The following is a 19,606-nucleotide window of genomic DNA, read 5'->3' as shown; positions in this document are numbered from 1 at the left end:
GGCAAGGGGAGTAAACAGTGGAATATGTAATGCGTAAGCACGGATTCAAAATATTGATTCTAGTTTTGTGTGCAGCTATGGCCGTGTTCCTGCTGATGAACCGCGCTCAGAAAAGCAGTTTACCTGTACAGGAAAAAGCTGCCGAATTCAACTTGAAGAATACGGATGGCGAACCGGTTGCCCTGAAGGATACCGGGGGTAAAGTCAGACTCGTGTATTTCTTCTTCGCAAGCTGTCCGGATGTCTGCCCTGTAACGAATAACCTGCTTCGGGAAGTGCAGGGTAAGCTGCAGGAGAACGATTTGTTCGGCAGCAAATCCATGATGTATTCCATTACGTTCGATCCGAAGCGGGATACGGAGGATAAGCTGAAGGCTTATGCAAACGGCTTTAAAGCGGATAAAGCCGGGTGGCAGTTCCTTCGCGGGGACGAGCAGGCGACTCGGGACGCGGCGCTCGAGTACGGAATCAGCGTTGTGGACGACCAGAAGGGCGGTTTCCTCCACCAGAACTATATCTTCCTGGTCGATAAGGAAGGCAACATCCGCCAGGCTTATAACGCCAACGATAAAGCTACTACAGCGGATTTGATTGTGAAAGACATCAATCAGTTAAGCAAAGAATAGGTCACGGATTGGCCGGGTAGAGGATATATTCCTCAAGCCCGGCCTTTTCTAATTGCTGAATGAGATATTCTTCAGGTGTGCCTTCCACCCCGGCATACCCTCTCCTGGTATAAATGTGCTCGCTTTCCGGGAACAGATCCCGCAAACCGGAGCGGATGCGCTTTCCGGACGAGTCGTTATCCATAAACAAATAAACCTGCTTGTCCCGCACCTTTTTGTATAACTGATCCAGTTTCTCGCTATTGAGCGTCCCAAAAGTACATAGAATTTCAATCTCCGGGGAGAGGACCCGGCGAAGACGGCTTTTGTCATTTTTTCCTTCCACGATAATGACGGGATCTGTGTTCATCGGACCAATCCTTTCTCTTCTCATGTCCTGATTCAATATAACGTGCGGAAATGCTCGGAAAAAAAGTCCTATAGGCGGAAACCACGTCAGGCATTATTATAGGATAACCTCCAGCGCAGGGAAGGAGACGCAAGGGACTAGGGGAAATCTAAGAAGATTTTAAGAGGAGGCAGGATTACCTGTGACAATCCCAACATCTGTACCCGATTATTCCCGGATTTACGAATTTATTCACCGTTATGATCCCGATTTCGTCCAAAGAACGCTGCACGCCGCCGACATGGCGCTGGAGGGGAAGCAGATCCTGTCGGGCACGCGCGGACAATGGCTGTATGTAGGAAATCCGCCGCATTGGCATGACAACAAGGTCAATAATAACGGGTATGTGTGGATGCTCAACCGGATGAATCATTGGCTGATCTTGGCCGAGGCGTACTTGTTAACCGGAGAGCGTAAGTATATCGATCAGGTGCTTGTCGAGCTGCTGGACTGGATCGAGTCGTGCCCGCCGCCGCCGCTGCCGAACAATCTTAAGCCGGCTAGCCCGGGCGAGGGTCCGATCGAGCCGCTATCGGCCAATCTCGAGCCGGTGCGTAAGCAGTATACGTCTGTTAATCCGTGGCGTCAACTGGAGGTCGGCGAGCGGATGGGCAATGTCTGGCCGGCCGTCCTCCGGATCATGGACGGGATCCCCGGCATGCTGGACGCCGCGAGGCCGAAGATTCTCCAATCGATTCGCGACCATGGCCTTGTTCTGCGTGAAGTATGTCCGTTGTTCTGGCCCGAAGCGAACCACAATTACTATTTGACCGAGATGTGGGGACTGTTCTCGATCGGGTTGACTTTCCCGGAGTTGGCGGAAGCGAAGGAGTGGGGCGAGTTCGCGAGACAGGAGCTGGAGCGCTGCATGTTCTCTCAATTTTCCGCGAATGGCGGACAATTGGAAGGCTGTCCTAGCTATCATAATTATACATCGGTACATATGGGTAAAGTCGGCTTGCTGGCCCGCAAGCACGGGATTGCGATGTCGGACGCGTTCGTGGAACGCTTCCGGGGTGCGATGGAATATTGCGTGCAGACATGCCGGCCTACCGGGCAGATTGTACCTTGGGGGGACTCCAACGCCGACCACTATGCGGCCATGACCACCGCTTTGGGATCGATCTACCTCGGGGACCCGCGGCCTGCGAAGCAGCTGATATCGCTGATGGGGGTGGATACGTTCCGCAAAAACATCATTCCTCTGTTATTGGATTACCCTGAGATATTGGACCTAGTGGACATACCCGATACCGGACCGACGTCTGTAGGCGAAACTGCTCCCGAATTTTCCCGTACGTTCTGGGATCGGGAAATGGATCAGGCGGCGATGCGTTCCGACTGGTCGAAGGAAGCCTTCAGTGTATTTTTTGCATGCCGGTCGCCGATCTATAACGGACATTCACATGCGGATCCGGCAGCCTTTGACTTTGTAGCGTTGGGTCGGCCGCTTGTGATCGACCCGGGACGCTACAATTACTGGTGGCTTGAGGAACGCCGCAAGTTCAAATCGGCCGCTTGGCATAATACGTTAACGGTCAACGGTCATGAGCCGTTCGAATTTATTTCTTCCTTCGAGTACGGTCCCCAGAAGCCGGGCAGGATCGAATACGTTATCGATCAGGAGGATTGGCTCCGGGCCTCGGCCGTGCACCACAACTACGAGCCGGCTGTGCACCGCCGGGACCTTGTGCTGTTTCCAGGCCGCTGTCTATTGGTGCTCGATGAGGTGTCGGGCCTGTCGGCACAGGATACCGTTCAACTTAACTGGCACCTGGATACGATCCGTTCCGCTTGGGACCCCGAGCAGCAAACCGTAGTGACTGTGGGAAACGAGGTGAATGTTGCCATCCGGACGGCGGGGCGGACGGTGACCGGCGCAGCTGGGGAAGCCAGTATTTCGGACAAGGCGGACCATCTTAGGCCGTCCACAAGGTATACGATGTTGGATGGGGGAGGTGGCGGGGGCGTCCGCCGGTACGCCACCGTCATTGTTCCATTCCGCGGCGAGCTTCAGTCAGAGCAATTAGAGGGCCTGAAGGTTGAGGATGATGAGGGGCAATCGGTATGCCGGTTCCGCCTCAACAACGTCAGCTATGAAGTATTCTTCAACTTAGGCGAAACGAGTCGTACACTTGGATGACCGATGCGCCCATCGTATCCGTACTGGAAACAGCGCACCCTTCACCAGGATGACCTGTTAGCAGGAAGGACCTGACGGTGATGTTCGCCGTCAGGTCCTTTTTGTGACTCGTCTTTGCCCGGAATCTAGAGCGCGTCATGTTTAATAGGTCTCTAAATTAAGACAATTGTTGTATAATCGATCTCATTCGAAATAAGCGTGAATAAAGAAAAATGAAAACCGCCCTTCGAAGGAAGGGCGGCTAACGTTTTAGCAGAATGCGCTTAAAATGATGACCAGAAGAATGTAAAGGACCAGGATGGCGCCTACAGACGTCATGTATCCATATCCTCCGTGCCCAACGTTTGCTCCATAAGACATGTAGTTTTCCCCCTTCCGGAACAGGAGTGTCTATCCGCTTTATCCTATGGTTGAATCGCGTCCGGTGACTAAACTTGTGCCTATTTGCTTACAAATGGGGCTAATGTCCGGATGAAGCGTTGGAAAAATCACGGGAGCGGATCAGATACACGGGAAATATAGTCAAAGCTGTCATCAGGACGACAAAAGCCAGGTAGAACGGCGACACCTGATCACGGAAATGACCTGCCAGCATAGGGCCCATAAACGAGCCAAGGGAGAATGCGATGGAAAGCAGGGAAAAAACCCGCCCGTGCCGGACCCCTCCGCTCAAGGACAGCAGCAGGGAGGCGAGGGCCGGGAAGATGACGCCTTTGGCCATACCGATCAAGAGCAGGGACATCGTCAACGGGAGGGGCCAGTTTGCGGCCATGCCGAAGAAGATGAGGGCCAGGGCGAAACTGCCGGAGGCCGTCCGGATAAAAGCCGAAACCCGGTTAAGGAACAACAGCGAAAGCGTTAGTAAAGCACCAAGCGATACGACGGAGAAGAGGATGCCGGTGTCCATGATGCTGGCGTTTCCTGATGACTGCCCGATCAGCGGAAGCTCAAAGAACAGAATGCCCTGCGAGCAGGAAATGGCGAGCGGAAGGCCGTAAAAGAGCCACGGGACGGGGCTGCCGTCCGGAGGAGGCATGATCAGTTTCCCTTTGCGCAAGGGGGTCTTCTTCTCACCGACGGCGATGTCTCTTTCAGCTTGGACGGCAGAAGTGCTCTTGATGCCGAAGATAGCAAACACACCGGTAGCGATCAGCACCCAGCCGAGCACATGAAAAGCCGTCATGAAGCCGACTTGAGCTACAAGGTAGGCGCCGGCGGCAGGCGATACGACGGAGGCCAGCGTGTGGACCAGTCCGTTGCCGGCCATCAGTTTGCCTTGATGGATATGGTCTCTGGCCATTTTGGCCAGCATGGCCAGACAAGCCGGAGATAGAAAGGCGAGCACGAAGCCGCTCATGGAGCGCACGGCGAGCAGCTGCCACGGATTGGTCACCAACGACTGCAGGAGCATCATTATACCGCCGAAAATCAGGCTTAGGACGATAAACCGTTTACTCCCGTAGCGGTCTACGCTGAAACCGGCAATAAGGTTGCCGGGAAGGTGCGTAATGGAGTACATGCCCATGATCAGACCGATAAACGACGGCGCCGCTCCTAAGGAAATGGCGAAAGGCGAGAGAATCGGATACTGCGCATGCAAGTCGAAGAATGCTACAAACATAAAGAAATAAAGCCAGACTGCGGTTTTCACGGTGAACACCACCCCATAGGTAAACTATTACCTACTTGTACGTAAATGAGGGCCAAGTTAGTACTTGTTTTTCTTCTGCGGCGGACCGGGGCTTCGCGAAGACGCTTCTCCTCCAGTTCCGTAAAAATATGGTTTCATGTATAATGAGTAGTAATAGAGACATTACGCAGGGGGTTCAAAATCATGGACGGACAATTACTTGATCAATTGGGAACATTTCTGCAAGACCGCTGGTTTGTCATCGTTGGCGCGGTTATTGTATTATTAATTATTATCAATGTTGTGAAGACCGTGTTGAAATGGGTGCTGGTGCTGGCATTGGTTGCCGGAGTGTACTTTTATGGAGCGGATTACATCGGCAACATTAAAGACATCGGGGCGCTGAAGAACTTGGGCGCGGAAGTTGCTTCCACCCTGAAGACGGAAGCCCTGAAGGCCATGGCTGGAGAAGCCGCAGATGCAACGTATCAGTCGGGCGGAGACGGCACGTTCACGATCACGACGAAGAATTTGGAGCTGAAGGGACAGGCCGGCTCCGATGAAGTGAATGTCAGTTTCCGCGGCCAGTCTCTGGGCAAAGTTAAGATCGACGATACCGTCCGCGTGTTTATAGAAACGTCTAAGAAGAATATCAGCTAACTTATTTCAACGAATAGAATCAAGGAGGGAAGCGATTGTCCGCCTATCTGCAGTCCATCACACAATTAAACATCGTTTCCGTTTTGATTCTGTTGATCGTCATCATCTCCATAGTGCAAGGTACGAAGAAAGGTGCGACGGGTTCGGCGAAGCATCTTTTCTTTTTTGTGGCTGAAGGGGCGATGACGGTTATATCGCTTCTGGCTGCCTGGAAAGCTGCAGGACTTCTGTCCGAAGAGGTTCAGCAGTGGCTGGTGAGCCGGAATATTACCATTCCGGGTACCGAATTGAATGCAATGCAAAAATTATTTTACACAGCTGTAACTGCTTTTAGGGATTTTACGCTGCTAAGAGTAGGGGTTCTGTTTCTCATCGGATATGCTATTGTAAAGAATGTGCTGTACTTCTTCGGTTATCTTGCCCTTCGTATGTGGGACAAGAAGGAGCGCACAGCATCCTCTGCAGCGCCTTCTTCAGCCTTTAGCAGCCTGACAGGAGGCATGATCGGGGTTCTGGTGGGCGCAGGCAGGGCAGTGATGGTGATTGCCTTGCTATTTATTTTTACAACGCTGTTTCCAAAGACGCAGGCGTCGGCATATATCGCCGAATCCCCTTTTTATCAGCAAGGTGCCACTCAGCTCATCCAGCCGATCACGGGGGAATGGATTGCGGAGCAAGTTCCGGTATTCACCCGCGCAGTGGAGGACGAGTTCAACAAAATCCTGCAGCGCAAATATGAAGTCATCGATCATAACATTCCCGACGATATCGCCCTGGCGGCAAAAGCGATTGTAAAAGATGCCGGTTCGGAGGAGGAGAAAGCCCGGCTGCTCTATGATTGGGTAGGGACAAGGGTAAAGTATGACAATCAGAAAGTAGAGCTTTACGAGAGCAGGAACATATGGAAAGAGCAGACCCCTCAGGATACGTTCGATACCCGGGAAGGCGTCTGTATCGATTACTCGAGGCTTTATGCCGTAATGGCCCGCTCAGTGAATTTACAGGTAAAAGTAGTGACGGGACTCGGCTATGATGGGAAAGGCGGCTACGGCCCGCATGCCTGGAATGAGGTGTATCTGGAGAAAGAACAAGCATGGATTCCTCTGGACACTACCTGGGCCAGTGCGGGAAACTGGTTCAATCCCGATAGATTTTATGAGACTCACATAAAAGAAAGCGCATAGCACATTTAGATGCATCAGGTTAAGGCAGGAAGGAGAAGAGAATATGGCTATCAACAGTTCCAACCATGAAGACCCGCAGAAACAAGATATTATCCGGCGGCGGAACTTTTCGTTTCGTCTGAACTTTTTCTTTTTTGTAGCCTTTTTTGTATTTTCCGCACTGATTGTCCGGCTTGCCATGCTTCAGTTTGTGGAAGGGCCGACCCTTGCTCAGCAGGAAGAGCAGAAGACGACCAAGAGCGTAGCAATTCCGCCCATCCGGGGGAATATTATGGATCGAACAGGCCATTCCATCGCCTACTCTACATCGACACAGTCGGTGTATTACCGGGTAGAACCGGGCAAGAAGAAGGACGAGGTTATTGCACTTGCAAGAAGGCTGGCCGAGGTGTTCGAGAAGTACGGGGAGAAGGATCCGAGCAAGAAACCGTTGACTGCTGAAGAGACTTTGAAACTGATGGATGTCGGGTATGACATCAACAAAGTGGACAAACGGATTCTGAATTACAATTATGAACCGCGGCGGATCAAGGCGGATTTGACGAATGAGGAAGTCGCCTATTTGATGGAGCACCGCGATGAAATGGGCGGAATCGAAATCGTAGAAGAGAGTATCCGGAATTATGACAAAAATACGGTGGCCGTTCAGCTGGTGGGGTATCTTCGTCAGTATGACCGCGCTGTCCGAACGATCGATTATTACAAGAACATCAGTGAACTGAGCAAAACCGAAAAGGATAAATCCAATAAATATTTGAATATCGAAAATGTCGGGTACGACGGTTTAGAGCTGATGTATCAGGAGGAGCTTCGCGGAAAGAACGGTGTGAAGAGCTATCCCGTTAACGCAGCCAACAAAATTGTAGGGCCTGTCACCATCACGCCGCCGGAGAAGGGGCACAACCTGTGGCTAACACTGGACAAAGACGTCCAGCTTGCGACGGAGAAGGCTATCATGGATAATCTCGAAGTGATTAACCATGCTTACGGAAACCGGTTCCAGTATGCGCCGAATGCCAAAGCCGGCTATGCGGTAGCGATGGAAGTGGACACAGGAAAAGTGGTAGCGATGGCAAGCATGCCGGATTACGACCCGAGCATCTGGAAAACCGGGCGGATCAGTGACGAAGTATACAAAGCGAATGAGAAGCGTTTCCCGAACGGGACGATCCGCGATGCCAAATCGAATTGGCCTGACAAGGAGCTAGGCAAGCATCCGACTTCTATCGTTCCGCTTGGATCAACGCAGAAGCCGTTGACCATTCTTGTCGGTTTAGGTGAGAAGCTGATCACGACGAGCTCAACCTATAGAGATACGGGAACGTTTTTCTTCGGCAGCGATAAAACAGAAATTAACAATGCCGACAACCATTCTTACTCCTCATTGGACCCTGCCCAAGCGATCCAGTATTCGTCTAATACATTTATGGCGGAGAAGATAGGTAATCCCTTATATAGTAAATACAATGGGGATATCAAGGCCGTTGATGTCTGGGATTCTTACATGAAACAGTTTGGCCTGGGGGTAACTACCAGCAGCGGTTTGCCTAATGAGCAGGATGGAACTGTAGACTATTATCATGAGGCGAAAAGCGGATCTGCACAGTCCGCATTGGTGTATGCATCCTTCGGGCAGCAGGGCCGATATACAACTTTGCAGTTGGCCCAATATGCTGCGACGCTGGCCAATCGCGGGAACAGATTGAAACCGCAATTTGTTGAGAAAGTTACCACCAATGATAACAAAGAACTTGTAAGAGGCTACAAGCCCGAGGTCTTGAATCGTGTACAATTTCCGGATTCCTATTGGGATGAAGTACACCGGGGGATGGAAAAAGTTAAAAAGCAAGGCTTTGAAAACTTTCCATACAAAGTTGCGTCCAAAACAGGAACCTCCGAGCAAAGCGTAGCGGGCAAAATTGTGGAGAACGCGGTGTTTATCGCTTTTGCTCCCGCGGACAAACCTAAACTTGCCGTTGCGGTCGTCGTACCGGAAGGCGGATACGGCGGATGGGGAGCGGCTCCGATCGCCCGCAAAATTTTTGATGCGTATGATGAACAAATCGGGCTTACCGGTGTGCCGAAGAAGCGCCAAGAAACCGGATCCAATACGGGTGCACCGGTTACTCCTTAATACGGAGGATGTTAATCCGGCCGGTCCCTAGTCAAAAAGAAGAATGGTTTCCTCCTGCACCTTTCCCCAGGGAAAGTCATAAGGTAGGAAAACATTCTTCTTTTTTTGCATATTGGAGTGTGAATGTTTTTTCATTTTTAAAACCAAGGCTTTATTCTAAATAAAAGTTGCATTAAGGAAACATAATTGAATATAATAAAAAAATAAAGCTAAAGGAAACAAAAAGGCATGTACACAATATTTTGAGTCAAAGGAAACATGAGATCGATCCAATATAAGATTGCGAGGGAGAGAACAATGAAGAAACATAAAGCTTGGAAACGTATTGCTGCAGGTGTTCTATTCATAACGGTATTGGCGGTTACGGCAGCATGCGGTACGGAGGAGACCGGGCAAAGTGAGGGAAAACTTCGAGTGACGACTACGATCGGTATGATTTCCGACATCGTGCGTGAAGTAGGCGGTGATCATGTCGAGGTAACCGGCCTGATGGGAGAGGGTGTGGATCCTCACCTGTATAAAGCTTCGCAGGGAGATATTAAGAAACTGGATCAGGCGGATATCATTTTTTATAACGGGCTTCATCTGGAAGGGAAAATGATTGAAATTTTTGAAAAGATGTCTAAAGGGAAGCCTACGGTAGCCGTGTCGGATAACATCGATCCTTCACAGCTTAGGTCAGGTCAAGATTCCGGAGGCACGGAGCATGATCCGCATATCTGGTTTAATGTAGCCAATTGGATCAAGGCGGCTGAAAAGGTCCGCGATGAATTGAGCAAACTGGATCCGGCACATAAGCAGGATTACGAAGCGAGTGCAGCGGCTTACCTGAAAGAGCTGGAAGAACTCGATGCCTACGCAAAAACCGAAATTGCGAAAATCCCTGAACAGCAGCGGGTACTTGTGACCGCTCACGACGCTTTTGGCTATTTTGGAGATGCCTATGGAATTCGTGTAATGGGACTGCAGGGCATCAGTACGGCATCGGAATACGGTTCCAAGGATGTGGCTAAACTCAGGGATTTCCTGGTTGAAAATAAGGTAAAGGCAGTGTTTATTGAATCCAGCGTTCCGCGCAAGGCGATCGATGCCGTTATTGAAGGGGCTAAGGAGAAGGGCCACACGATCGTCATCGGCGGAGAACTGTTCTCCGATGCAATGGGCAAAGAAGGGACAGCGGAAGGCACTTATATCGGTATGGTCAGACATAACGTAGATACCATCGTGAACGCGTTGAAATAGGAGAAGGAGGAAGGGACATGGGAAAACCGAAAATCCCCTTGCAGATCGAGGGACTGACTGTAGCTTATCAGAAAAAGCCGGTACTGCGCGATATTACCTTCGAAGTTCCGGAAGGCAAGCTGATCGGCATTGTAGGGCCTAATGGAGCAGGCAAATCAACGCTCATTAAAGCAGCTTTAGGCTTAATCCCTAAAGTTACGGGCGAAGTCAAAATATATGGGAAAAGGTATGAGGAACAACGGAAACTGGTTGGGTACGTACCCCAGCGGGAATCGGTAGACTGGGATTTTCCGACGAATGCGCTGGATGTTGTTATGATGGGACGGTACGGCCATCTGGGCTGGTTCCGCCGGCCGGGCGCGAAAGAGAAATCGCTGGCTATGGAGGCTTTGTCCAAAGTAGGGATGGCGGACTTCGCCGGGCGGCAGATCAGCCAGCTGTCAGGGGGCCAGCAGCAGAGAATCTTTTTGGCGCGAGCTTTGGCCCAGGATGCTTCCCTTTATTTCATGGATGAACCTTTTGTCGGTGTAGACGCAGCCACAGAGAAAGCGATCATCACTTTGCTGAACGAGTTGAAGAAGCAAGGGAAAACGGTCCTGGTCGTCCATCATGATTTATCAACGGTGAAGGAATATTTCGATTGGGTCATGCTCATTAACGAAAGACTGCTGGCTCTTGGTCCGGCGGAACAAGTATTTACACGCGAGCTGCTGCAAAAAACGTACGGCGGTAAACTGGCTATTCTGGACCGGGATCCAGCTGAGCAGGGAGTTACGGGATTGCCTGCGGCAGCCAGGAGGTGAGCGGTATGCCTGAATGGATTCTAACCTTATGGCGTGCTTTCGGTGATCCCAATACCCAATGGGTGCTGCTGGGGTGCTTGCTGCTGGGGTTGAGCAGCGGAGTAGTAGGAAGCTTTACGTTCTTGCGAAAGCAAAGCCTGATGGGCGATGCGCTGGCACATGCGGCTCTGCCCGGGGTGTGTATAGCATTTATGCTGACCGGTGTGAAGTCAATATTCCTGTTTCTGATCGGTGCGGCAGCCGCCGGGCTGCTGGCAACGTTCGGGATCGGCTATATCACCCGGAATTCTAGAATCAAGCAGGACGCCGCCCTGGGAATTATTCTTTCCGTGTTCTTCGGTGTCGGCATTGTTCTTCTAACCCAAATTCAACATAGTGTTGGCGGGAATCAGTCGGGATTAGATAAATTTCTGTTCGGTCAGGCGGCTTCCATGGTGCTAAAAGATGTTTACATGATGAGCCTCATATCCCTGTTTGTCATCGGCTCATGCGTGTTGTTATTCAAAGAATTCAAACTGCTCAGTTTCGATCCGGGCTTTGCCCGCGGGCTGGGGTTTCCCGTCCCGTTTCTGGATCAGCTGCTGATGTTTCTTATTGTAGTCGTGGTAGTGGCGGGAATTCAGGCTGTGGGGGTTGTACTTATGGTCGCTATGCTGATCACCCCTGCGGTATCGGCCCGATACTGGACGGAACGTCTCGGCATTATGGTACTGCTCTCCGGTTTGTTCGGCGCGCTCAGCGGCGTGCTGGGGACACTGCTGAGCACGTTAGCGAACAATTTGCCGACAGGTCCGCTCAGCGTTCTGGCGGCAACGTTCCTGTTCCTTATTTCACTGCTGTTTGCTCCGCGGCGCGGTATCGTATCGAAGTTATGGATCCGTTATGCCGTCCGCCGAAAGGTCCTTTCCGAGACGGCTGCGTGGTCCGGAGTCCCGTCAGAATCAGGGAGGCATAGTCATCATGAGTGATTTTCTAATTATTCTTACAGGCGCTTTAGTTGCCTCCGCATGCGGCATTCTGGGATGCTTTCTGATTTTAAGAAGGATGGCTCTGGTTGGAGATGCAATTTCTCATGCGGTACTTCCCGGCATTGTCATCGCCTTTCTCATCAGCGGTTCCAGAGACTCCTTCGCGATGCTTTTGGGCGCAGCGGCCGTAGGACTGTTAACGGTTTATCTGATCCAGCTGTTTGAGGACAGCGGAGTGCAGTCCGATGCCTCCATCGGAGTGGTGTTTACCGCTTTGTTCTCGATCGGGGTAGTCCTTGTCAGCTTATACACCAGACAGATCGATTTGGATTTGGACTGTGTGCTGTACGGGGAAATCAATTATGTTCCGTGGAACACCATGACGGTAGGCGGCGTAGACATTGGTCCGAAGGCCATTTGGACCATCGGCATCGCGCTCTTCCTGATCGTCCTATGTGTAGGCTTGTTTTATAAGCAGTTCAAAATCTGTTCGTTCGACCCAGCTATGGCGGCTGCGTGCGGAATTCCCGTCGCTTTGTTCCACTATTTGCTGATGAGTCTCGTGTCAGTAACTACTGTGGCCTCTTTCGAAAGCGTCGGCGCAATTTTGGTGGTTGGCATGCTGATCGTTCCAGCCGCGACAGCTTACCTGCTCACGGACCGGCTGGCGGTCATGCTCGGACTCAGCGTACTGTCCGGCGTACTTAGCGCGGTCCTCGGCTACTACACCGCGTACCTGCTAGACGCCTCCATCGCGGGCTGCATGGTCAGCGTCGCAGGCGCGCTTTTCCTCGCCGCGCTGCTCGGCTCGCCCAAACACGGTGTGCTGCTGCGCAAAGCACGCCAAAAGCGGTTCCTCCGCGAAACCTCCGCGGAGGGTACGGCGGTGTAACCGCCTCCCGGGCGAGCGCCGCCCGCCGAAAGCAAACAGACCTCCGCCCCCCGGCGAAACGGGGGAACGGAGGTCTGTTGTGCTTGAGGGCCGCCGCGAAGCGCTGACGCCGCCTAGGCGTCCAGGCCCGCAGCGCGGTAGACGCTGCGGTAGGCTTCGCCGGAGCGCGCCGCTTTCTCCTGCGGCGTGCCGGGGATCGGTTCGCGCGTCAGCAGCTCCTGCGCGACAGGGCCTTTGTAGCCGATCTGCTGCAGTCCCTGCAGGAAGGCGGCCAAATCGATGACACCGTCGCCCGGGAACAGGCGGTCGTTGTCCAGCACGTCTTCGACGGGCACGTCGCGCGCGTCGTTCAAATGCGCGTGCACGATCTGATCGGCGCGCAGCTTCAAAATATCGTCAAGGGTACCGCCGTTCGTATACCAGTGGAAGCTGTCGTACAGCAGGCCGACGTTCGGTTCGCCGATGGCGTCGATCAGCGCTAACGTCTGCTCCGTATTCCAGATGAATGGATTCTTCCAAGCGGTGCGGAGATGATGCGGGCCGACAAATTCCAAAGCCAGCGAGATGCCGTACGCGCCAAGAAGGCGGGCGCAGGTACGCAGACGGCTCACGGCCAGTGCCATAAAGTGAGCGGAATCCAGGTCCGTCGCAGGCAAAATGTAAGTGCAGCAGCTCTTGCATCCTACAGCCGCCGCGGCCGCCGCATCGTTCACTAGCCGAGGAAGTCCGGCCTGAAACTTGGCGTCGGTTCCTCTCCAATCCGGGTACAAGCCGATGGCGCCGATGATTACGCCTTTTTCAGCAAGATAGGCGTTGACCTGTTCCGCACCTTCTTCAGCGATCCACCGTTCAATCTGTCCTCCGTCGGCATCTACCGAACCGAAGCCGTTCGCTGCAGCCAACTGTACAAAATCCTTCAGACTTCCTACAAAGTCAATCCCGGCATTTGTCAGCCCTTTAATCATGGTATGTCCCTCTTTTCCGTATCTATTTTTGCGACATGGTACTTTCCGATAGCAGCACTTTCTTATGTAAACGCTATAATTATAATGCATTTGATAGAGGATAGGACTCTTTTTAAGTGACATGACCATATAGTTTTTGCGACATTTTGTGGAATGAAACCCGCCGGAGGCCACAGCGTATTTTAATTCCAAAGGCTACCTGTGATAAACTGTAAGCAGATAACATGGTTACTTTTACATACGACGGAGGGGTTACATGCCTGATTACAAATTAATTGCTTTAGATATGGACGGTACGCTGCTGAACGAATCACTGGAAGTATCCGAAGAGAACCGCAAGTGGATACGTGCTGCACAGGAAGCGGGGATTACCGTATGCCTGTCGACGGGCCGAGGCTACGCCAGTGCGCTGCCCTATGCGGAACAGCTGGAATTGAACGGTCCGATGGTACTGGTGAACGGAAGCGAAGTATGGGAAAACCCGCAGCGCGTCCTCAAAAGGGAGCATATGGACCTGAGCGCCGTACGGCACATGCGTGAGATCGCCGTCCGCCACAACGTCTGGTACTGGGCCTACTCGGTCACAGGGGTGTACAACCGCGAACAGTGGCCTGATTCGGAGGAAGCCGAGGAGTGGCTGAAATTCGGGTATTATGAGCAAAATGCGGAGATTCTCGCCGCCGTAGCCGCCGAGCTGGAACCGTACCGCCATTATGAGCTGACGAACTCGAGTCCGGATAACATTGAGATCAACCCGCCTGGAGTGAGTAAGGAATCAGGCCTCAGGGAGGTCTGCAAGCTGATGGGGATCGAGATGAGCCAGGTGGTTGCCATGGGGGACAGCCTGAACGACATTGCAGCGATTCGTGCGGCAGGGCTGGGGATTGCGATGGGAAATGCGCAGGACGCGGTTAAGAATGAGGCTGACCAAGTGACGTTAACGAATAACGACCATGGCGTCGGCCATGCAATTAAGGAATATGTACTGAAAGTCTAGCGGATTTCGTTTTGGTGCAAAATAGGTTGGGGGGCTGGTACGGTGGAAATCGTTGGATGGATTTTGGTCATTGCTTTGTTCGTGGTGGGAATTGCAGGGGCAGTTTATCCGATTTTGCCTGGCGTGGTGGCGATATATGCCGCATTTTTCGTGTACGGGTTCTTCTTTACCTTCTCTCATTTCGGATTCTGGTTCTGGTTCATACAGACCACGATTCTGGTCGTGATCTTTATTGCCGATTATGCCGTGAGCGCATGGGGCGTCAAAAAGTTTGGAGGCAGTAAAGCATCGGTATGGGGGAGTATTATCGGGCTGATTTTCGGTCCCTTCGTCATTCCGGTAGCGGGATTGCTGGCCGGTCCTTTTCTCGGGGCGGTTGCAGGCGAGATGATTGCCGGTTCCGATCTGAACAAATCGCTGAAAGTCGGCTGGGGTTCGCTGGTCGGTTTATTTTCTGGCATTGTGATGAAGCTGTTCCTGCAGGTTCTTATGATCGTCCTGTTCTTTATCTGGATTTGACCGGATGAGAGGATAGCAAAATAGGATAGGGTTATGCCCATTTTGGACATAGCGCCGTCTGTATCTGAGCGTTATAATAAGATTGTCTTGCCAATACAACATAAACAGGAACAACTTAATACATTTAGAATCGGAGATGAATCCTTGTGATCAAAGTTACCGTATGGAACGAAAATCTGCATGAGAAATCCAACCCTGCCATGAAGGAAATTTATCCGGACGGCCTGCATAACGCGATTGCCCGCGGAGTGGCAAATGAGGAGTTTGAAATTCGCACCGCAACACTGGACCAGCCGGAACATGGCTTAACGGAGGAAGTTCTGAATTCTACAGACGTCCTGCTGTGGTGGGGGCATATGGGGCATGATCAAGTATCCGACGAAATCGTGAACCGCGTTCACAGCCGCGTACTTGAAGGTATGGGGTTGATCGTTCTTCATTCCGGGCATTTCTCCAAAATTTTCAAAAAGCTGATGGGCACCACTTGCGATCTGAAATGGAGAGAGGCAGACGACAAAGAAATTATCTGGGTTGTCAATCCGGCTCACCCGATCGCAGAAGGCCTTGGCGAATACATTGAAATCGAGAAGGAAGAAATGTACGGAGAGCACTTCGACATTCCGGCACCGGATGAGCTGGTGTTCGTAAGCTGGTTCGAAGGCGGCGAAGTCTTCCGCAGCGGCTGCACGTACTACCGCGGCCAAGGAAAAGTATTCTACTTCCGCCCTGGACACGAAACGTATCCTACGTACCACAATAAAGACGTGCTGAAAGTGATCTCCAACGGAATCCGCTGGGCGGCAGCGGGCAAGGGCGCTGCACCGAAGTACGGCAACGCGCAGCCGCTTCAACAAATTTCGAAAAAGTAGTATACTGGGTACAGGACAGCCGTGCGGCTTTGGCGCACGGCTTTTGATTTGCAGCAAGGCAGGTTTAATGCTGCGAGGCAGGAAGGAAGGGCTCAAGTGGCTAAAAAGGACTCATTGATTAAGGGAACGATTATTTTGGCGGCCGCAGCGCTCATAGCCCGGGTATTGGGCTTATTTCAGCGGGTGCCGCTGGATTATTTCTTCGGTTCTACGGCAAAAGTGGCGTTTGGGACGGCTAATAACATTTACTTGGCCTTACTTGTAATCGCTACGGCGGGGATTCCGAGCACGGTCAGCAAAATGGTCTCGGAACGTATGGCCTTAGGCAAGCCGGCCGAGGCGCAGCGGATTTATCGTGCGGCGCAGATGTTCGGTGTTGTGGCTGGTGTTCTTATTACGGCGGTTTTGCTTGTATTCGCCCCGCTTTATGCCAGCTTAGCGAATCAGCCGGACTCCGTGCCAGCCATTCGTGCCCTGGCTCCCGCCTTGATCTTCTTCCCAATGATCGCGATGATGCGGGGATACTTTCAGGGCCGCCAGATGATGCTGGCAGGGGGGATTTCGCAGATCGTGGAACAGATTCTGCGGGTGCTTACGGCTGTGCTGTTTGCTTACTTGCTGTACTCGGCCGGGTCCAGCGACAAAATTGTAGCTGCCGGTGCCGCTTTTGGCGGCGTAGCAGGCAGTATCGGAGCATTGGGCGTCATGGTCTATTTTGCGCTCAGGCTGCGTAAACAGGACAGGGTGGATGGAGTGTTGGAAGCTGTTGCAAACCGCGGAGGGACGGACATCTCCGCTGTGGCGGACAAGCTTCGTTTCCGGTCTATTTACGGCGAAATCTTCAAAACTTCAATTCCGATTGTGCTGATTTCGTTTATGGTTCCGTTGATTTACTTAATTGACTCTTTGATCACAATCCCTTTGGTTAAACATGGAATGGGGTTGGAGGCTGCTGAGGCTGCATTGGGAGACGTCTTCCAGAAGGCGCAGTCTCTGGCAGGCATTCCGCCGATTCTGGCGATTGCGCTCAGTCAGTCCATTATTCCGGCAATCGCTTCCGCTTACGCTGCCGGACGTTCGCAAGAAGTGGTGCGGCAAGCCTCCCAGGCACTGCGCATTTCGATTTACAGCGGTGTGCCTGTCGTGATCGCCATGGTCGTGGCGGCCCGTCCGATCAATAATCTTATTTTCGAGGAACCTACGGGTATCGGGTATATAGCCTTATTGACGTTCGGCACGATTTTTCAGATTATCATGATGACTTCGGGATCTATTTTGACCGGATTAGGGAAGCAGAGATGGTCGATGAAGCACGTGTACATCGGCATTGCCGTGAAGCTGGCCGCAAGCTTCGCGCTGGCTCCGTTTTTCAACGTATACGGTATTTTGGCAGCCACAACGCTTTGTTTCCTAGTTACGGCCGGGTTGAATCTGAGGGCGCTGCGCAAATTTGTGGATTACAACGTACTGGGCGGGCGTTGGTCCGGTTTCCTGGCTACGATCGTGTTGGCTTCAGGATTAGGCTGGGGGCTTGAGCTTCTGACCGATGCTTTCGTTCCCGGCGGCAAAATAGTGCATAACCTCATTGCCTGCGTTGTCGTGGGCGGCGCTGCATTTGCGGCTTATGCTGCAGGATTATGGCTGTTCCGGGTGGTGACTGCGGAGGAGGCGGCCGGATTTCCGGCTCCGCTGCGCAAGCTCATCAACCGGGTCTTGCGCTTGCTCGGCAAGTCGCTTCCGGCGAAGCGGGAGGCGTAAGGAGGCGGCACGGTTTCTGGGGCCAGGGCCGCTTACTCATCCAGGAGGTGCTCGCCGGTTAGGATGGCGAGCTCCACTTTGTTTAACCCGAAGCAATATTCGTTCGTCATGTCGAACGAATGGGGCGCGCGCAGCGGGCTGAAATGCCGCAGCGCGTCCATGGACTGAAACCAGTCGAACCGGGCAGGCGGTTCGACGGTGCGGTCCGGCCACGCGTGCTCGAGCGCGGGGCTGTACAAGGGCGCTGCGCCGGGCCGCAGGGCGCAGCCGTTAAGCCTCTCCGTGTAGTTATGGGACGGAGAGGCTTTTTTGATGCGCGCGAACAGCTGCGGCCAATAGTCCGCGCGGGAGCCGGTATGCGGCGCTGAGAATGCGAAGCGCCGCGAGCCTTCGTGCAGATCCTCGAAGCCGAAGAGGATCGCGTACAGGCTGCGGCCGACGCCGATGCGTTCGTCGAGGTCGGCGAATTGCTCGAGCACGAGCCCCGCGAGGCGGAGGCGCAACTGCTCCCGTGACAGGAGCGGGTCCGTCGAGTACGGGAACACGACCTGATTCAACTGAAGAAGAGATTGGGCCTGAAATTGCAGCGACTGCAGCACTTGGGTTTGGACCTCTTTATTTTGAACGATGCGGTGTTCGATGTAATGCTGTTCGTTGACGATCAGCGCCACCGTAAGCAAGGAGCTTTCCCCGGTCTCCCAAAACCGTTCCCAGAACGGCCGCATGAAGGCTGAAATATGAAACTGAGGGAGCAGGTGAAACAAAGGCATCTTCCGTTTCCGGCTTTCGGCATATAGCAGCAGCTGGGGATATGCATCCTGAAAAATATAGTTGTTCGCCTTCTCCAGAAAAACAAAAATGGCTTCCGTTTGAGCGGGACTAAGCAGTCTGGGCAGCAGGTCGCCCTTCAGATCTGTCATATTCCATCCGCCGTTCCTGGATACCATGTGGGCAAGGAAAGCCCAATGCAGTTCCGGATGGCTTCGGTACATCGCTAAATAAGCTGCGGTACGGGTTACATTGTTCCGGTTGGCGGCAGCCGTCTGCTCCTGAATACGTACGGCAATCTCCTTTTCCATCGGACGAAGCGGCCGGGAAGGAGGGACGATTGTACCCGGGACGGGCACCACAGCGGCTTTAAGCTTCGGCGTCAACACTTTGACGGCATCGGCGGGCAGCTGAAGGGGGAGCGGATGCTCTGCCAGCTCTGCGGAAAACTCCTGGCTCTGCCACTTTCCTTTCAAGTAGTGGGCGGCATCCTGCGGCAGGTGTGTCATTTTATCCCATAAAGTTCGCCATAATGTTCTTTTTCGTCCGGCGGGTTTCACTTCAGTTCCCCCTGTCATCGGCTGGTTTCTTTCTATACTATATGCCTGGGAGAACGGATTTACTTACTGGGGAGAAAGTTGACACGGGGTATAGGGAATGCTATAACAAAATCACATCACAGCCATACGGAAAAGGAGGAAATGATCATGGAACAAATCAAAGATACAGCAGCATTTCATGCGATCACTGCGGACAGCAAACCGACCATAGCCGTTTTCAAAACAACCTGGTGTCCCGACTGCCATTTCATCGACCCCTTCATGCCGGAGTTGGAGGCATCATACGGCGATCGGCTGAACTTCATTCATGTAGACCGCGACGATATGCCGGAACTGTGCGAAGAGCTGAACATCCTGGGAATTCCCAGCTTCATTGCATTCAAGGAAGGCAAGGAACTGATCCGTTTCGTCAGCAAATTGCGCAAGTCCCGCGAAGAAATCGAACAGTTTCTGGACCGTTCTCTAGAAGTAGCGGCTGCAGTAAGCAAATAAGCCATGAA

Annotated in this window: 19 protein-coding genes; 14 read left to right on the top strand and 5 right to left on the bottom strand. The window is 52.6% G+C overall.

The features are described 5' to 3' along the window. Positions 1-17 precede the first annotated feature (17 nt). Entirely contained in the window at positions 18-626 is a 609-nt protein-coding gene (locus ACFSUF_RS15050) for an SCO family protein (RefSeq protein WP_377603818.1), read from the top strand. A gap of 1 nt (position 627) precedes the next feature. Here the strand turns inward: ACFSUF_RS15050 and ACFSUF_RS15045 are convergent, their stop codons facing one another. Then, entirely contained in the window at positions 628-975 is a 348-nt protein-coding gene (locus ACFSUF_RS15045; protein WP_377603816.1) for a toprim domain-containing protein, read from the bottom strand. A gap of 181 nt (positions 976-1,156) precedes the next feature. Between ACFSUF_RS15045 and ACFSUF_RS15040 the strand changes: the two genes are divergently transcribed. Beyond that, positions 1,157-3,157: an alginate lyase family protein gene (locus ACFSUF_RS15040; protein WP_377603813.1), complete on the top strand. Its 2,001-nt coding sequence runs from the start codon at positions 1,157-1,159 to the stop codon at positions 3,155-3,157. A 249-nt stretch (positions 3,158-3,406) separates the two neighbouring features. Here the strand turns inward: ACFSUF_RS15040 and ACFSUF_RS15035 are convergent, their stop codons facing one another. Together ACFSUF_RS15035 and ACFSUF_RS15030 are read right to left on the bottom strand one after the other, a co-directional pair. After that, complete coding sequence (locus ACFSUF_RS15035; RefSeq protein ID WP_377603811.1) at positions 3,407-3,517, bottom strand: YjcZ family sporulation protein; 111 nt, start codon at positions 3,515-3,517, stop codon at positions 3,407-3,409. 100 nt (positions 3,518-3,617) lie between these two features. Next, positions 3,618-4,808, bottom strand: coding sequence for an MFS transporter (locus tag ACFSUF_RS15030; RefSeq protein WP_377603809.1), 1,191 nt, complete (start codon positions 4,806-4,808; stop codon positions 3,618-3,620). 183 nt (positions 4,809-4,991) lie between these two features. Here ACFSUF_RS15030 and ACFSUF_RS15025 point away from each other — a divergent pair, with 183 nt between their 5' ends. The 7 genes from ACFSUF_RS15025 to ACFSUF_RS14995 all read left to right on the top strand — a co-directional run bounded on the left by ACFSUF_RS15025 (position 4,992) and on the right by ACFSUF_RS14995 (position 12,670). Then, positions 4,992-5,447 carry a hypothetical protein gene (locus ACFSUF_RS15025; RefSeq protein ID WP_377603806.1) on the top strand — a complete coding sequence of 152 codons (456 nt, stop codon included), beginning with the start codon at positions 4,992-4,994 and terminating at the stop codon, positions 5,445-5,447. 35 nt (positions 5,448-5,482) lie between these two features. Next, positions 5,483-6,631, top strand: a complete 1,149-nt coding sequence (locus ACFSUF_RS15020; RefSeq protein ID WP_377603804.1) for a transglutaminase domain-containing protein — start codon at positions 5,483-5,485, stop codon at positions 6,629-6,631. A gap of 43 nt (positions 6,632-6,674) precedes the next feature. Next, positions 6,675-8,765: a peptidoglycan D,D-transpeptidase FtsI family protein gene (locus ACFSUF_RS15015; protein WP_377603802.1), complete on the top strand. Its 2,091-nt coding sequence runs from the start codon at positions 6,675-6,677 to the stop codon at positions 8,763-8,765. A 297-nt stretch (positions 8,766-9,062) separates the two neighbouring features. Next, on the top strand, positions 9,063-10,007 hold the full coding sequence (locus tag ACFSUF_RS15010; protein WP_377603800.1) for a metal ABC transporter solute-binding protein, Zn/Mn family: 945 nt from the start codon (positions 9,063-9,065) through the stop codon (positions 10,005-10,007). 17 nt (positions 10,008-10,024) lie between these two features. Beyond that, positions 10,025-10,810 (top strand): metal ABC transporter ATP-binding protein, encoded by a 786-nt coding sequence (locus ACFSUF_RS15005; protein WP_377603798.1) that lies wholly within the window; start codon positions 10,025-10,027, stop codon positions 10,808-10,810. Positions 10,811-10,815: 5 nt separating this feature from the next. Beyond that, the gene (locus tag ACFSUF_RS15000; RefSeq protein WP_377603796.1) at positions 10,816-11,778 is read left to right on the top strand and encodes a metal ABC transporter permease; all 963 of its coding nucleotides are present in this window, start codon (positions 10,816-10,818) and stop codon (positions 11,776-11,778) included. Then, the gene (locus tag ACFSUF_RS14995; protein ID WP_377603794.1) at positions 11,771-12,670 is read left to right on the top strand and encodes a metal ABC transporter permease; all 900 of its coding nucleotides are present in this window, start codon (positions 11,771-11,773) and stop codon (positions 12,668-12,670) included. Before ACFSUF_RS15000 ends, ACFSUF_RS14995 begins: the two co-directional genes overlap by 8 nt. Positions 12,671-12,783: 113 nt before the next feature. Here the strand turns inward: ACFSUF_RS14995 and ACFSUF_RS14990 are convergent, their stop codons facing one another. Further along, positions 12,784-13,635 (bottom strand): sugar phosphate isomerase/epimerase family protein, encoded by an 852-nt coding sequence (locus tag ACFSUF_RS14990; protein ID WP_377603792.1) that lies wholly within the window; start codon positions 13,633-13,635, stop codon positions 12,784-12,786. 256 nt (positions 13,636-13,891) lie between these two features. On the opposite strand from ACFSUF_RS14990, the gene ACFSUF_RS14985 reads away from it, so the two are divergent. From ACFSUF_RS14985 to ACFSUF_RS14970, 4 genes are all read left to right on the top strand, one after another. After that, a complete protein-coding gene (locus tag ACFSUF_RS14985) occupies positions 13,892-14,632 on the top strand; it encodes a Cof-type HAD-IIB family hydrolase (protein ID WP_377603789.1) in 741 nt (246 codons plus the stop codon). 42 nt (positions 14,633-14,674) lie between these two features. Further along, positions 14,675-15,151: a DUF456 domain-containing protein gene (locus ACFSUF_RS14980; RefSeq protein ID WP_377603787.1), complete on the top strand. Its 477-nt coding sequence runs from the start codon at positions 14,675-14,677 to the stop codon at positions 15,149-15,151. Between the two features lie 146 nt (positions 15,152-15,297). Beyond that, entirely contained in the window at positions 15,298-16,020 is a 723-nt protein-coding gene (locus tag ACFSUF_RS14975; RefSeq protein WP_377603785.1) for a ThuA domain-containing protein, read from the top strand. A gap of 96 nt (positions 16,021-16,116) precedes the next feature. Further along, complete coding sequence (locus ACFSUF_RS14970; RefSeq protein ID WP_377603783.1) at positions 16,117-17,778, top strand: putative polysaccharide biosynthesis protein; 1,662 nt, start codon at positions 16,117-16,119, stop codon at positions 17,776-17,778. Between the two features lie 32 nt (positions 17,779-17,810). Here ACFSUF_RS14970 and ACFSUF_RS14965 read toward each other — a convergent pair whose 3' ends face one another. Then, positions 17,811-19,106, bottom strand: coding sequence for a DUF2515 domain-containing protein (locus ACFSUF_RS14965; RefSeq protein WP_377603781.1), 1,296 nt, complete (start codon positions 19,104-19,106; stop codon positions 17,811-17,813). Between the two features lie 102 nt (positions 19,107-19,208). Between ACFSUF_RS14965 and ACFSUF_RS14960 the strand changes: the two genes are divergently transcribed. Next, positions 19,209-19,598 carry a thioredoxin family protein gene (locus tag ACFSUF_RS14960; RefSeq protein ID WP_377603905.1) on the top strand — a complete coding sequence of 130 codons (390 nt, stop codon included), beginning with the start codon at positions 19,209-19,211 and terminating at the stop codon, positions 19,596-19,598. The last annotated feature ends 8 nt before the right edge of the window (positions 19,599-19,606 follow it).

The sequence above is a fragment of the Paenibacillus gansuensis genome, from assembly GCF_042684925.1.
Lineage (GTDB): Bacteria > Bacillota > Bacilli > Paenibacillales > DY6 > Paenibacillus_N > Paenibacillus_N gansuensis.
Note: the sequence above shows the minus strand (reverse complement) of the source record. Positions and strands in the feature narration are given on the sequence as shown.